The 12,592-nt window shown below is 64.3% G+C and carries 13 protein-coding genes; 7 read left to right on the top strand and 6 right to left on the bottom strand.

Annotated elements, in window-relative coordinates:
• Positions 1-2 precede the first annotated feature (2 nt).
• From ABG82_RS27220 to ABG82_RS27200, 5 genes are all read left to right on the top strand, one after another.
• A complete protein-coding gene (locus tag ABG82_RS27220) occupies positions 3-683 on the top strand; it encodes a sensor domain-containing protein (protein WP_043078253.1) in 681 nt (226 codons plus the stop codon).
• A 76-nt stretch (positions 684-759) separates the two neighbouring features.
• Positions 760-1,497 carry an SDR family NAD(P)-dependent oxidoreductase gene (locus ABG82_RS27215; protein WP_043078193.1) on the top strand — a complete coding sequence of 246 codons (738 nt, stop codon included), beginning with the start codon at positions 760-762 and terminating at the stop codon, positions 1,495-1,497.
• Complete coding sequence (locus ABG82_RS27210; protein WP_043078194.1) at positions 1,494-2,141, top strand: TetR/AcrR family transcriptional regulator; 648 nt, start codon at positions 1,494-1,496, stop codon at positions 2,139-2,141. Before ABG82_RS27215 ends, ABG82_RS27210 begins: the two co-directional genes overlap by 4 nt.
• Position 2,142: 1 nt before the next feature.
• Complete coding sequence (locus ABG82_RS27205) at positions 2,143-3,432, top strand: acyl-CoA dehydrogenase family protein (protein WP_043078195.1); 1,290 nt, start codon at positions 2,143-2,145, stop codon at positions 3,430-3,432.
• Positions 3,432-4,481, top strand: a complete 1,050-nt coding sequence (locus tag ABG82_RS27200; protein ID WP_043078196.1) for a phosphotransferase family protein — start codon at positions 3,432-3,434, stop codon at positions 4,479-4,481. Before ABG82_RS27205 ends, ABG82_RS27200 begins: the two co-directional genes overlap by 1 nt.
• On the opposite strand, the gene ABG82_RS27195 is transcribed toward ABG82_RS27200, so the two are convergent.
• Positions 4,471-5,859 (bottom strand): amino acid permease, encoded by a 1,389-nt coding sequence (locus ABG82_RS27195; protein ID WP_078343411.1) that lies wholly within the window; start codon positions 5,857-5,859, stop codon positions 4,471-4,473. The two genes, ABG82_RS27200 and ABG82_RS27195, sit on opposite strands and share 11 nt — an antisense overlap.
• A 149-nt stretch (positions 5,860-6,008) precedes the next feature.
• Here ABG82_RS27195 and ABG82_RS27190 point away from each other — a divergent pair, with 149 nt between their 5' ends.
• A complete protein-coding gene (locus tag ABG82_RS27190) occupies positions 6,009-7,556 on the top strand; it encodes a CoA transferase (protein ID WP_052511028.1) in 1,548 nt (515 codons plus the stop codon).
• A gap of 63 nt (positions 7,557-7,619) precedes the next feature.
• Entirely contained in the window at positions 7,620-8,450 is an 831-nt protein-coding gene (locus tag ABG82_RS27185) for a TIGR03619 family F420-dependent LLM class oxidoreductase (protein ID WP_043078197.1), read from the top strand.
• An 80-nt stretch (positions 8,451-8,530) separates the two neighbouring features.
• Here ABG82_RS27185 and ABG82_RS27180 read toward each other — a convergent pair whose 3' ends face one another.
• From ABG82_RS27180 to ABG82_RS27160, 5 genes are all read right to left on the bottom strand, one after another.
• Positions 8,531-9,622: an inositol-3-phosphate synthase gene (locus tag ABG82_RS27180; protein ID WP_043078198.1), complete on the bottom strand. Its 1,092-nt coding sequence runs from the start codon at positions 9,620-9,622 to the stop codon at positions 8,531-8,533.
• A 41-nt stretch (positions 9,623-9,663) separates the two neighbouring features.
• Positions 9,664-10,218, bottom strand: a complete 555-nt coding sequence (locus ABG82_RS27175) for a PadR family transcriptional regulator (RefSeq protein ID WP_043078256.1) — start codon at positions 10,216-10,218, stop codon at positions 9,664-9,666.
• A 99-nt stretch (positions 10,219-10,317) separates the two neighbouring features.
• Positions 10,318-11,184: a DUF1707 SHOCT-like domain-containing protein gene (locus ABG82_RS27170; RefSeq protein ID WP_043078199.1), complete on the bottom strand. Its 867-nt coding sequence runs from the start codon at positions 11,182-11,184 to the stop codon at positions 10,318-10,320.
• 34 nt (positions 11,185-11,218) lie between these two features.
• Positions 11,219-12,004, bottom strand: coding sequence for a DUF1707 SHOCT-like domain-containing protein (locus ABG82_RS27165; RefSeq protein ID WP_043078200.1), 786 nt, complete (start codon positions 12,002-12,004; stop codon positions 11,219-11,221).
• A 25-nt stretch (positions 12,005-12,029) separates the two neighbouring features.
• Positions 12,030-12,485: a hypothetical protein gene (locus tag ABG82_RS27160; RefSeq protein ID WP_043078201.1), complete on the bottom strand. Its 456-nt coding sequence runs from the start codon at positions 12,483-12,485 to the stop codon at positions 12,030-12,032.
• Between the last annotated feature and the right edge of the window lie 107 nt (positions 12,486-12,592).

Below are 12,592 nucleotides of genomic sequence, written 5' to 3'. Positions count from 1 at the left end.
CGATGCGCTGGGCTCCAATGGTTTTACTCAGTGCGGCCGTGATGCTGACTTCCTGCACGCAGGCGATCACGGGTGACGCGGCAGCCCCGGACAAGCCCGACAAGCTCTATCCGATGCTGCCACCCAGACAGGCCGACCTCGAAGATCACCTGCTATCGGCGCCGGATGTTCGTGCGGCAACCGGTCTTCCGGCGGTCAAGACCATCCCGGCGGTAGAGACGGTGCTCTCGACGGCCAACACGGTGTCTGACTGTGCCTACGGGTATTCCTTGGCCACCCGCCAGCAGTACCTGAGTTTCGGTGCGGCGCGCATCCAGGCCTACTCACAGAGTGTCGAGAAGGTGCGCAAGCACACAGTCGGCACCGCACTCATCGTGTTCGAGAACGCGAATTCTGCCAGCCAGCAGTTCGAACAATTCGCCCAGCGCATGTCGCGATGCGACGGGGTGCGTGGGGTTACCTCGGTGGGCGCCGCCAAGGAGAGCTGGTCTCTCAAGATCTTGCACAGCGGTCAGGACGAGGTGAACTGGACGCGCAATACCGATAATTCGCCGTGGTCCTGCCGGCTGGTGGCGCGGCAACGCGCGAACTACGTCGCCTCGGTGATGTTTTGCCGCGTCGATCCCCAGGAGGACAAGACCGACGCGATGTTCACCCTGCTGCTGGACAAGCTCACCCACTGATCGGCCGAGACGGGCTCTTGCGCTATCGGCAGATTCTCTTTAATGTAGCGATCGCCACATTAATTGAGGAGGCGCAATGCTGCAGGACAAGGTCGTCGTCGTCACCGGCGGAAGCCGCGGATTGGGGCGGGCGATGGTGCAGGCATTCGCGGCCCACGGTGCCGACGTGGTGATCGCCAGCCGCAAGATCGATCCCTGTGCCGAGCTGGCCGCCAAGGTGGAAGCCGAGCACGGCCGCCGTGCGCTCCCGGTCGCGTGCAACGTCAGCTCCTGGGAACAGTGCGACCAGTTGGTCGACACCGTGTACCGCGAGTTCGGCCGGGTGGACGTGTTGGTGAACAACGCGGGATTGTCCCCGCTGTATCCCAGCCTGGACCAAGTCTCGGAAGCGTTGTTCGACAAGGTCATTGGGGTGAACCTGAAGGGTCCGTTCCGGTTGTCGGCGTCGATAGCCACCAAGATGGCCGCTGGGACGGGTGGCTCGATCATCAACATCAGCTCCATTGAGGCGGTGCGTCCCGAGGCGACGGCGCTGCCCTATGCGGCCGCCAAGGCGGGCCTGAACGCGCTGACCCTGGGGCTATCGCATAGCTTCGGACCGACGGTGCGTGCCAACACGATTCAGTGTGGACTGTTCAACACCGATATCGCCGCGGCCTGGCCGGAGGGATTCGCCGAGGCGCTCATGCCGAGCATTCCGCTGCGGCGCATCGGTGAACCCGAGGATGTCGTGGGCGCGGCGCTGTATCTCGCGAGCGAAGCGTCGGCCTACTGCACGGGAACGACGATTCGTTTGGACGGCGGCATCCTGTGACGGAGACCGGCGCCAAACCGCGCCGGGGCCGCCCGCCGGCATCCGACGGTGACGCCGCGGCCACCCGTCGGCGGATCATGGATGCGGCAACGGAACTCTTCGCGGAAAAAGGATTTCATGGCACGGGCGTGGCGGAGATCGGTGCCGCGGCCGGTGTGCGCGGTGGCGCTCTGTACTACCACATCGGTTCCAAGGAGGAGCTGCTCTGGGAGATCCTGCGCAGTTATATCGACGAGATGCTTACCGAGGCCGTCCATATCGCACACATGAACACCGAGCCCGCCAAGCGCTTGCGCACGTTGATCGGCTCCTACGTGATTTTGATCGTCAAGTACCGCAAGCAGGTGTCTATTCAGGTGCGTGACGGGTCGGCACTGACCGGCGAGCGTGCCGCGGAACTGCAGGGCCTGCGCGACGAGTTGCAGCACTGCTGGCAGCGCGTCTTCGACGAGGGATATGAGGCCGGGGTGTTTCGGAGCGCCGATCACGTGGTCACCAATGCGGTCCTGGGCATGTTGAACATGGTCGCGGTCTGGTACCGCGCCGACGGCAAGAGCCCGGCACAGATCGCCAAGCGCATCGCCGACATGGTTTTGGAGGGTGTACGGATCGACCGTGCGCCCGAACCGACAGGAAGTGACTGACATGGCATGGGATTTCGAAACCGACCCGGAGTACCAGGAGCTGTTGGACTGGGCCGACGAATTCGTCCGCACCGAGGTCGAACCGCTTGACTATGTGTTCCCCAATCCGTACGACAAGTCCGACAAAGAAGCCATGGACTATGTGCGCCCGCTCAAGGAAGAGGTCAAGCGCCGCGGCCTGTGGGCCTGCCACCTCGGACCGGAGCTGGGCGGCCCGGGCTACGGACAGCTCAAACTGGCCCTGCTCAATGAGATTCTGGGCCGCTCGGTCTGGGCTCCTTCGATATTCGGATGTCAGGCGCCCGATACCGGGAACGCGGAAATCCTCGCGCACTACGGTACCGAAGCGCAGAAGGCCAAGTACCTGCAGCCGTTGATGGACGGTGATATCGGCTCCTGTTATGTGATGACGGAGCCGCAGGGCGGATCGGATCCGACGCTGTTCAAGACCACCGCGGTCCGTGACGGCGACGAGTGGATCCTCAACGGCGAGAAGTGGTTCAACTCCGAGGCGCGGCACGCCGCGTTCTGGATCGTCATGGCCGTGACGAACACCGAGGTCAGTCCCTACCAGGGGATGTCGATGTTCATCGTCGACCCGAACGCGCCCGGTGTGGAGATCGTCCGGAACATCACGGTGCATGGGTTCAGTGAGGACGAGGCCTACACGCGCTTCACCAATGCCCGCATCCGCGCCGAGAACATGCTGGGTGCCGAGGGCGGAGCCTTCGCGATTGCGCAGACCCGCCTCGGTGGCGGTCGTGTGCACCATGCCATGCGCACGGTGGCCCAGGTACGTAAGGCCTTCGACATGATGTGCGAGCGTGTCATCAGTCGCGAAGCGCGCGGTGGCACCATCGCCAAACTACAGATGACCCAGGAACGTATCGCCGATAGCTGGATCGAGATGGAATCGTTCCGCCTTTTGGTGCTGCGCACCGCGTGGCTCATCGACAAGCACCAGGACTATCTGAAGGTGCGCAAGGATATTTCGGCCATCAAGGCGGCGATGCCCAAGGTGATGCACGATGTGGCTCAGCGCGCACTGCATCTGCACGGTTCGCTCGGGGTGTCCGAGGAGATGCCGTTGGCCAAGATGTTCCTGTACTCGGAGGTCATGGGGCTCGTGGATGGCCCGACCGAGGTGCACAAGGTCACCATCGCCAAAGAGGTCCTCAAGGACTACACCCCCTACGAGGGTCTCTTCCCGCCGAGCCACATCCCGGCGCTGACCGAGAAGGCACGCGCCCATGTGGCGGAGCGGCTGGAACACCGCGTGGGAAACCTGTGATGGCGGCTCCACAACATATCGATCCGAAAAGCGTTGATTTCGACGTTGTTTCGCGTTGGATGGATGGGCAGGGACTTCCCGGCGGGGAGGTATCGGATGTCTCCGCGATCACCGGCGGCACCCAGAACATCATGGTTCGTTTCCGCAGGGGTGGGCGCGAGTATGTGTTGCGGCGACCGCCCAAACATCTGCGCGACGCCAGCAACAACGTGATCCGCCGGGAGGCACGGCTGCTGGGAGCGCTACGCGGGCAGGGCGTTGCGGCGCCCGAGCTCATCGCCGCGTGCACCGATGAGACGGTGCTGGGCGGCGCGGTCTTCTACCTGATGGAGCCGGTGGACGGGTTCAATGCCACGGTCACCCTGCCCGAACTACATGCCGGCAGTGCCGAGGTTCGGCATCGGATGGGCCTGGAGGCGGTCAGCGGCATTGCGGCCCTCGGCGCCCTGGACTACCAGGCGCTCGGGTTGGAGGGGTACGGCAATCCGGACGGTTTCCTGGAGCGGCAGGTGCCACGCTGGCTCAAGGAGCTGGATTCATACGCCAAGCATGACGGATACCCGGGCCCGGACATTCCGGGTGTGCAATCCGTGGCGAATTGGCTTGAACAGCATCGACCCTCGCAGTGGAAGCCGGGAATCATGCATGGCGATTTCCATCTGGCCAACATGATGTTCCGCAACGACGGCCCGCAGCTCGCCGCCATCGTGGACTGGGAGATGTCCACGATCGGTGACCCGCTGCTGGATCTGGGCTGGCTGTTGGCCACATGGCCGTCGGAGCACGAGACCGCCTCCTTAGGTGGGGCGTTGGTGCAGGCCGGAGGCCTACCGACGGCGCAGGAGCTGGTCGCGCACTACGCGGCACGCACCGACCGGGATCTGGATGCCATTGACTGGTACACGGTGCTGGCCTGCTTCAAGCTGGGCATCATCCTGGAAGGTACGCACGCCCGCGCGTTCGCGGGGAAAGCGCCTGTGGCGGTGGGGGATTATCTGCACGGCCTGACGCTGCAGCTGTTCAAGCGGGCCGTCACCATCACCGGGTAGCGGGTTCCTGGGGCTGCGGCCGGCGACGGCGGTTGAGCCGCAGCGCCCCGAACAGCAGCAGGATCACACCCCAGGACAGCAGGCTGGTCCACAGCTGGGTGCGGGTGGCGTCCTGGAAACCCATCGCCACCAGGATGGCGACGATGCCGATCGCGGTAAGGATCGTCAAGGCGGGGTAGCCCCACATCTTGACGAGGAGTTTCTCTTCGGGGGTGCGGCGCCGCAGGATGTACTGCGAGATGGCAATCATCAAGTACACGAACAGGATTACTGCGCCCGAGGAGTTGAGCAGAAACAGGAACACGGTGTGCTCGAAGAAGTACGCCAGGATGACGCAGACAAAGCCGATGAACGAGGACGCGAGAATTGCCTGCACCGGCACGCCACGGGTGTTCACCTTGAGCCAGCTGCGCGGAGCCTCGCCGCGGCCGGCGAGCACGAAGAGCATGCGGGACGCGGTGTACATCGCCGAGTTCAAACACGACAGCACGGCGGTCAGCACCACCACCCGCATGATGTGATCGGCGGCCGGGATGCCCATCGTCTTGAATGCGGTGACGTATGGCGAAGTGCCCAATTCCGGGCTGTCCCACGGCACGATGACCGCGATCAAAAAGATTGATCCGACGAAGAAGATGGCCACGCGGTAGATCACCGAGTTGGTGGCCTGGCTGATGGCCTTGGCGGGGTCTTTCGATTCGGCCGCCGCGATGGTGGCGATCTCGGCTCCCACCATGGAGAAGATCACGATGACGATCGACGAGAAGATGGCGCCCGGTCCGTGCGGCATGAAGCCGTGGTGGGCGGTGAGGTTGGAGAAGTCCATCTTCTTGTCCGGCCACAGCCCCAACACGTAACAGCTGCCTGCGACCAGAAATGCCACGATCGCAGCCACTTTCACGCTGGCGAACCAATACTCGAACTCGCCGTAGGAGCGCACCGAGAACAAGTTGGTGGCCGTCATGGCGAGCATCAGGAGTAGCGCCACCAGCCACAGCGGTGCGCGCGGCAGCCAGTCCTGGATGAGCTTGCCCCCGGCGACCGCTTCGAAGCCGACGACGATCACCCAGAAGTACCAGTACAACCAGCCGACGGAGAATCCGGCCCAGTCACCGAGGGCGCGACGGCTGTAGTCGGCGAAGGAACCGGTGGACGGGTTGGCGACGGCCATCTCGCCGAGCATCCGCATCACCAGGACGATGAGTACCCCGGTGATGGCGTAGGTGAGAAATGCTGCGGGCCCGGCGGCCTGGATGGTCGCGCCGGATCCCACGAACAGGCCGGCGCCGATGACACCGCCGATCGCGATCATCGTGAGGTGGCGCTTCTGCAGCGAGTGCTGCAGGCCGTTGTTGTCTGTCGCCGCAGGTACTCCCATTTGCCCAGCATGCCCCGATCTGGCTCACAGTGTTGCCCATTCAGCAAGGCCAACCCTCTTGTGGTGCCCTACCCAGCGAATATCTAATGCAAAAACCGGTAACGCGTAGTCGCCAAATAACTAAACACGAAAGAACTGGGGTGTGCGTAATGTCCCTCAACGGGATTCAGCAGCGTGTGTTTGACGAGATCGCCAAGAACTTTTCCTACCGTCCGGATCTATCGCGGCTGGTCATCGAGCAGACCCAGTCCTACGTCAAGTCGCCCATGCCGCTGCATGACTACGTGACGGGTTTGATCGCGGCCGCGGGTTCAGCTCTGGAGAACTTGGGCACCGTGCGGGGCCTCCCGGCGCAGACGATCACCATCGACCGGCGTCTGGCGGCTATGGCGTTCAACGATTACGTCTTCCAGTTCATCAACGGCGATCCCACGACGATGGACATCTGGACCATTTCGCCGGACAACGGAATCTACGAAACCAAGGATGGCAAGTGGCTGTACATCATTGGAGAGATACACCACCTGCGGAACAAGATGCTTACCTACTTGGACGCGCCGCCAGACCCGAAGCGGATTGCCGCCGCGATCGCGAAAAAGGACGCCCAGGAGCATGAAGACAATCTGATCGCCCTGGGACTACCGGGTGGGTGGATGCGTTCTCCCCAGGAGTGGCTCCAGCACCCGGTGGGGGAGTTTTCACAGAGCGTGCCGCTGATCAACCTGAAGCAGCGCGGTACTGCGAAGGCCCGGACTCTCGGGGCGAGCGGTTCGCGTCCGTTGTCGGGCGTGCGCGTCGTTGACGTGTCGAACGTTGTGGCCAACCCGAATGCGACACGCCTGTTGGCGGCGGCGGGCGCCGACGTCATCAATGTCAATCCTGTTGTGGGGGACTGGATGTTGGCGACATACCTGACCAGTGGATGGGGCAAGCGCAATATCCGGCTGGATCTCAAGACGGAGAGCGGAAAGGCGCGCTTCAAGGAGCTGATTGCCAGCGCCGACGTCTTCTTGAATGGTCACACACCGGGAGCGTTCGACCGCTTGGGGCTCGACGAGGACACCCTGTACGAGCTCAACCCGAGCCTAGTGCACGCGGGGGCTTCGTTCGCACCCATCGGTTCGGTGTGGGAGCGCCGCCGCGGCTTCGAGCAGGTCGCACAGACGTGCTCCGGCGTCACCTACTTGTCGACGGGTGCTGAGCCGTATCCGTTGATCACGCCGATACTGATCAATGACTACGGAACTGCTTACCTGGTGTTCGGCGGTATCTGTGATGCGTTGGCTCGTCGTGAATCCGACGGCGGCTACTGGAACGTCGAGGTTTCGCTACTGAGAAACTCACAGTTCGCGGCATCGTTCCCTGCTGACAATGACGAGACTCCGCGGGCTGTCGACGATGAGGACATCGCCAAGTACTTGGTAGACCAGCCCTCGGCCTGGGGTACGTGGACGACGCTGCGGCCGGTGATCGATCTGAGCCATACCAAAATGGGCACGCATACCGCGCCGAATATCCCGGGGACTTCGCCGAGAGACATTCCCTGGCTTCCTGCGGAGACCGGCGAGTTTGAGGTGCCGTATGCCCCAACCGCGCTGGCGGGCAAGTTGTACGGATTCCAGCCGAACTTCGGTGTGCAGGACCGGGCGGAGGGCATCTACGACAACGATCTGTCTCGTATCAACCCGTGGTTCTAAGCGTGGGCTATTGCGTTGTAGGTAGGGGGAATGAGAACGGCCTGGCCGCAGTTTGGTTGAAGCGTGACCGGGTTTGGTGTTTCCACGTCGTCAGCCGACGGATATGTGTCTCCGGACGTGTTGGCCCGCGCCGTCGAGGAACGGGGCTTCGACTGGCTGCTCTTTGACGACCACTCGTACTTCCCGGCCGATACCCCCGCACAAGAAGAGATCCCGGCGGCCTTCCGTGCGCGGCTGCCGCTGGTCCGCGACCTCCCAGTAGTACTTGCCTACGCCTTGTCCGCGACGCGCACGCTCGTCGTCGGATCGGGGGTGGCGCTGCTGCCACAGCGCGATGTGCTGCACACGGGCAAGGCCGTCGCCACCCTGGCCACGTTGTCCGCTGATCGGCTGGTGCTCGGGGTCGGCGTCGGGTGGAACATGGGCGAGGTACGCAACCACGGGGCCGAGCCCGCGACGCGGGGTGCCAAGCTCGATGAGCAGCTGACGGCTCTGCGGGCCATCTGGACCCACGAAGTGACCGAATTCCACGGCGATCATGTCGATTTCGGCCCGATCGAGTCGCGACCGCGCCCCGGCTCACCGGTGCCGATCTATGTGGGCGGCGCCAGTAAGGCGGCTCTGTCGCGCACGGTGCGTCTTGCCGACGGCTGGCTGCCGCTGGCACCGGGCACCACTGCCGACGATGTGCGCAGTGTGCGTGCGTGGTTCGCGCAGCAGGGACGCGCCGACCTGGGGACCACCGTCACCGAGGTGCCGTCCGAGGAGCGGCTGGCCGCGAATTATCTTGAGGCGGGGGTGGATCGGGTGCTGTTCCACCTGGATCCGCTGAATGAGGGGGACACCCTGGCAGCGTTGGATGCGCCGGCGCAGATCGCTGAACGTCTCAAATAGCACCGAGGGCATACCGTACGCAGAAGAATCGGGTGAAACGTCTGCGCCTGATATGCCCTCGGCGAGTGAGGCTTTGGTGACTAGCCCTCGATGAACTGCTCCAGTTCGGCGCGCGCGACATCGTCGGCGAGCTGCTTGGGCGGGCTCTTCATCAGGTAGGCCGAGGCCGGCAGGATCGGTCCACCGAGGCCACGGTCCAGGGCGATCTTGGCGGCGCGCACCGCGTCGATGATGATGCCCGCCGAGTTGGGGGAGTCCCAGACCTCAAGCTTGTATTCGAGGTTCAGCGGCACGTCACCGAAGGCGCGGCCTTCCAGGCGGACGTACGCCCACTTGCGGTCATCGAGCCACGCGACGTAGTCGGACGGGCCGATGTGCACGTTCTTGTCGTACACCTTGTCGGCCAGCGAGCCATTGAGGTTGGAGGTGACGGCCTGGGTCTTGGAGACCTTCTTGGACTCCAGGCGCTCGCGCTCGAGCATGTTCTTGAAATCCATGTTGCCACCGACATTGAGCTGGTAGGTGCGGTCCAGGGTGACACCGCGGTCCTCGAACAGCTTGGCCATCACGCGGTGGGTGATGGTGGCGCCGACCTGGCTCTTGATGTCGTCGCCCACGATCGGAACTCCGGCGTCCTCGAACTTCTTGGCCCACACCGGATCCGAGGCGATGAAGACGGGCAGCGCGTTGACGAACGCGACCTTGGCGTCGATGGCGCACTGCGCGTAGAACTTGTCAGCCTCTTCCGAACCCACCGGGAGGTAGGAGACCAGGACGTCAACGTTGTTGTCCTTGAGGACCTTGACGACGTCGACGGGATCGGAGTCGGAGACCTCGATGGTGTCGGCGTAGTACTTGCCGATGCCGTCCAGGGTCGGTCCGCGCTGCACGATGATGTCGGTCGGCGGCACGTCGGCGATCTTGATGGTGTTGTTCTCCGACGCCGAGATCGCCTCGGAGAGATCGAAGCCCACCTTCTTGGCGTCCACGTCGAAGGCAGCGACGAACTTGACGTCGCGCACGTGGTACGGGCCGAACTTGACGTGCATCAGACCCGGAACCGTCGAGTTCTCGTCCGCATCCTGGTAGTACTGCACGCCCTGGACCAGTGAGGATGCGCAGTTACCGACGCCGACGATGGCGACCCGCACCTCAGATGATGTGTTGGACATGGACGGTTCTCCTTTACCGATGGTCGTGCTCTGTGTCACGTCTAACGCTCCTCGACCCGTGCCTGCGCGGTGCGCTCGGCGGCGATCAAGTCGTTGAGCCACTTCACTTCTCGTTCACTGGATTCCAGTCCAAGCTGGTGCAGCTGCTTGGTGTACCGGTCGAACGAACTGCTTGCCCGGGTGATGGCCTCGCGCAAGCCTTCCCGGCGTTCCTCCACCTGCCGGCGGCGGCCTTCGAGGATCCGCATCCGGGCTTCGGCCGGTGTGCGGTTGAAGAACGCCAGGTGCACCCCGAAGCCGTCGTCGGTGTAGTTCTGCGGGCCGGTGTCGGCCACCAGCTCGCTGAACCGTGCCCGCCCCGCCGCGGTCAGCTGGTAGACACGCTTGCCGCGCCGCAGCATGGTGGCGGCAGTGGTTGCCCCAGGGGCGGCGTCCTCCTCGATGAGTCCGTCGGCTTGCATCCTGCGCAACGCCGGATACAGCGAGCCGTACGAAAACGCGCGGAACGCGCCGAGCAGCCCGGTCAGACGCTTGCGCAGCTCGTACCCGTGCATGGGTGACTCAAGCAGCAAGCCGAGGATGGCCAGTTCCAGCATGAAGTCACCTCCCACACCACATATGACGACGGAGCATCTCATGTGCACCGATCGAGTCATAGTATCGCCGCGATATATGCGAGCGCCACACGGGGCGGGTTATGACGGCGGGTAGAGCTTGGGATTGAGCCCCTGGGCATCGACGGAGATGTAGCCGGATTCGTAGTTTCCGCGGGACGCGTAGATGTTGATCTTCAAACGGCCCTCGGCATCGGGCCGGATGATCACGTGACTCGGTTCGCCCTTGTCGATTCCCAGGGTCTGCGCGGCACCCCGGACGATGCCGAGGATCGCGGCCTGGTCGAACGCGCCGACGTCGCCGACGTTGTCGAAGGAGCGCGGTCGGCGATCGGGATCGTCGAAGTTGCCCTCCCGGTAGAGGTACGAAATCAGCCCCTTGGGTTCGTCCGGATCGGCGCGCTCCAAGATCGCGTACTCCGGGAAGAGATCCAGCTCATACCCCATCGAATCGCCGAACTTCTGATGGATGCGGTCGATGAGCGTGGACAGCCCGGGGCCGCTGAAGATGTTCTTCTCGGCGGGTGCGGTGCGCGGGATCACCGTGGGAGCGATCCCGTCGTCAACCGGACCCGCACCGGGCCGTACGGCGCCGGGCGCAGCCGGAGCGCTGGCCCTGTCGGGAGTGCCCGATTCGCGCACCAGCAGCCCGATACCCAGGACAATCACGCCGGCACTGAACGCGGCGACGGTAAGAAGTGGTGCGCGCCGGCGCCATGCCGAAGGTGTCCGCTCTGTGCGGAGCACGACGGGCGGGGTGTCCAGCTGTAGGTCTGTCACCAGTGCCGAGAGGTCTCCGAGGGTTTTCGCGCTGGTCGCGGAGGTAATCCGTTCCCGGTGTTCCTCCATGGACAGCTGGCCATCGCTCAGCGCGGTGTCGAGGGCCTTGCAGGTCGCGTCACGGTCGGAATCCTTGGCGCGGGTCTGGGATGGAGGTCGCGTCGCCATGTGAGGAATCGTAGAGCGGCCCGGATGGTGGTGGTCAGGACGCGGGGGCGACCTCTTTGGGTTCTCCGTTGCCGGCGACCAGCATCCGTCCGGTGCGGTCCTTCTCCGAGACCGTGATGTCGATATCGACGCCATCGTCGCTGGGCTTGATCACCATGACGGTGCCGCCCTCACCCGCGGTCGGCACGTTCAGGGTTTGGGGTGCGCCGCGCAGAACGCCGACGATCTTCGCCGGGTCGAACCGGCTCAAGTCGCCGATCTTCACATTGCGCCAGGTGCCCGGCATCGCCCCGCCGTCGCGGAACCCGCCCTGATACGGGTAGGTGATGGGCAGGTCCGGATCGGAGGCTTCGATGCGGACCAGTGCCGCATTGTTCGAGCGGACGGTCAGCTCGATGCCGACGGTGTCGCCGAACTTACCGCGCATCTGATCCAGCAGGCCCGTCAGGCCGGGGACGGAGAACAGCTTGGTCGGGGCGATCGCTATCGGTGCCACGCCGTCGTCGGCCGCGCCCGGGTCGGGCGGTGCCGGCCGGGTGACATAGACGGCGGCTCCGGCACCCAGGGCGGCAGCGATGAGCGCGGTGGCAAGGAGCGCCGGCCAGCGTCGCCGCGGCGGTTGCGCGGCAGGCAGCTCGACGGACAGCGCGCTGACCTGCAGATCGGAGACGACACCGTTGAGCTCGCTCAGCGTCTGCGCGCCGGTGGCTACGGCGATCCGCTGACGGTGCTCTTCCGAGGAGAGCTGGCCCTCGCCGAAGGCGGCGTCGAGCGCCTGGCAGGTGGCGTCGCGGTCAGAGTCCTTGGCACGGGTCGCCATGCGAGAAATCGTAGAGCGGCCGCGATCAGCCCCAGTACGAGAACTCGCAGACCGGGTTCGGCTCGTTCTTGAAGGACACCAACATGCTGCCCATCATGATCGTGCAGCCGCTGGCTCCGGCGCCGTCGGCGCGGACCTCGGACGGGGCTTCTTCGATGACGTCGATGGTGTGTTCCCAGGGCAGCGACACGTTGTCTTCGGTGTGCGTGGCGCCGCCGTTCGCCTTCCAGGTGACGGTCGCGGTGCCGCTGCCGAGCACCTTCAGGACCGCGCTGCCCACGACCTTGCCGGTGCCCCTGACGCCGGCCGGTGCCGAAGCCGTGGCGGCGGGACCGGCGGACGGCACGGGTCGTGCCGATGACGTGCTGGTGGAGGTGGGTGCGGTGGTGGACGGACTGTCGGCGGACTTGCCGCACCCGGCCGCGGCGACGGCGAGCACCGCAAAGCCGGCCAGCGCTGTGGATAGTCGACGAGATGTCATGTTGCCCCCTCTGAATGACAGTTGCTCGATCCTAACGAGTCGAACGCGGACAGAGATCGGGTTTGCAAAGGACAGGCTGTCTGTGCGGCCGAGGCTCTGTCAGCGCG

The organism is Mycobacteroides immunogenum (assembly GCF_001605725.1).
GTDB lineage: Bacteria > Actinomycetota > Actinomycetes > Mycobacteriales > Mycobacteriaceae > Mycobacterium > Mycobacterium immunogenum.
Note: the sequence above shows the minus strand (reverse complement) of the source record. Positions and strands in the feature narration are given on the sequence as shown.

Coding starts and splice junctions, on each gene's coding strand:
- ABG82_RS27220 (WP_043078253.1), top strand. CDS start 3: ATGCGCTGGGCTCCAATGGTTTTACTCAGTGCGGCCGTGATGCTGACT.
- ABG82_RS27215 (WP_043078193.1), top strand. CDS start 760: ATGCTGCAGGACAAGGTCGTCGTCGTCACCGGCGGAAGCCGCGGATTG.
- ABG82_RS27205 (WP_043078195.1), top strand. CDS start 2,143: ATGGCATGGGATTTCGAAACCGACCCGGAGTACCAGGAGCTGTTGGAC.
- ABG82_RS27200 (WP_043078196.1), top strand. CDS start 3,432: ATGGCGGCTCCACAACATATCGATCCGAAAAGCGTTGATTTCGACGTT.
- ABG82_RS27195 (WP_078343411.1), bottom strand. CDS start 5,859: ATGGGAGTACCTGCGGCGACAGACAACAACGGCCTGCAGCACTCGCTG.
- ABG82_RS27190 (WP_052511028.1), top strand. CDS start 6,009: ATGTCCCTCAACGGGATTCAGCAGCGTGTGTTTGACGAGATCGCCAAG.
- ABG82_RS27180 (WP_043078198.1), bottom strand. CDS start 9,622: ATGTCCAACACATCATCTGAGGTGCGGGTCGCCATCGTCGGCGTCGGT.
- ABG82_RS27175 (WP_043078256.1), bottom strand. CDS start 10,218: ATGCTGGAACTGGCCATCCTCGGCTTGCTGCTTGAGTCACCCATGCAC.
- ABG82_RS27170 (WP_043078199.1), bottom strand. CDS start 11,184: ATGGCGACGCGACCTCCATCCCAGACCCGCGCCAAGGATTCCGACCGT.
- ABG82_RS27165 (WP_043078200.1), bottom strand. CDS start 12,004: ATGGCGACCCGTGCCAAGGACTCTGACCGCGACGCCACCTGCCAGGCG.
- ABG82_RS27160 (WP_043078201.1), bottom strand. CDS start 12,485: ATGACATCTCGTCGACTATCCACAGCGCTGGCCGGCTTTGCGGTGCTC.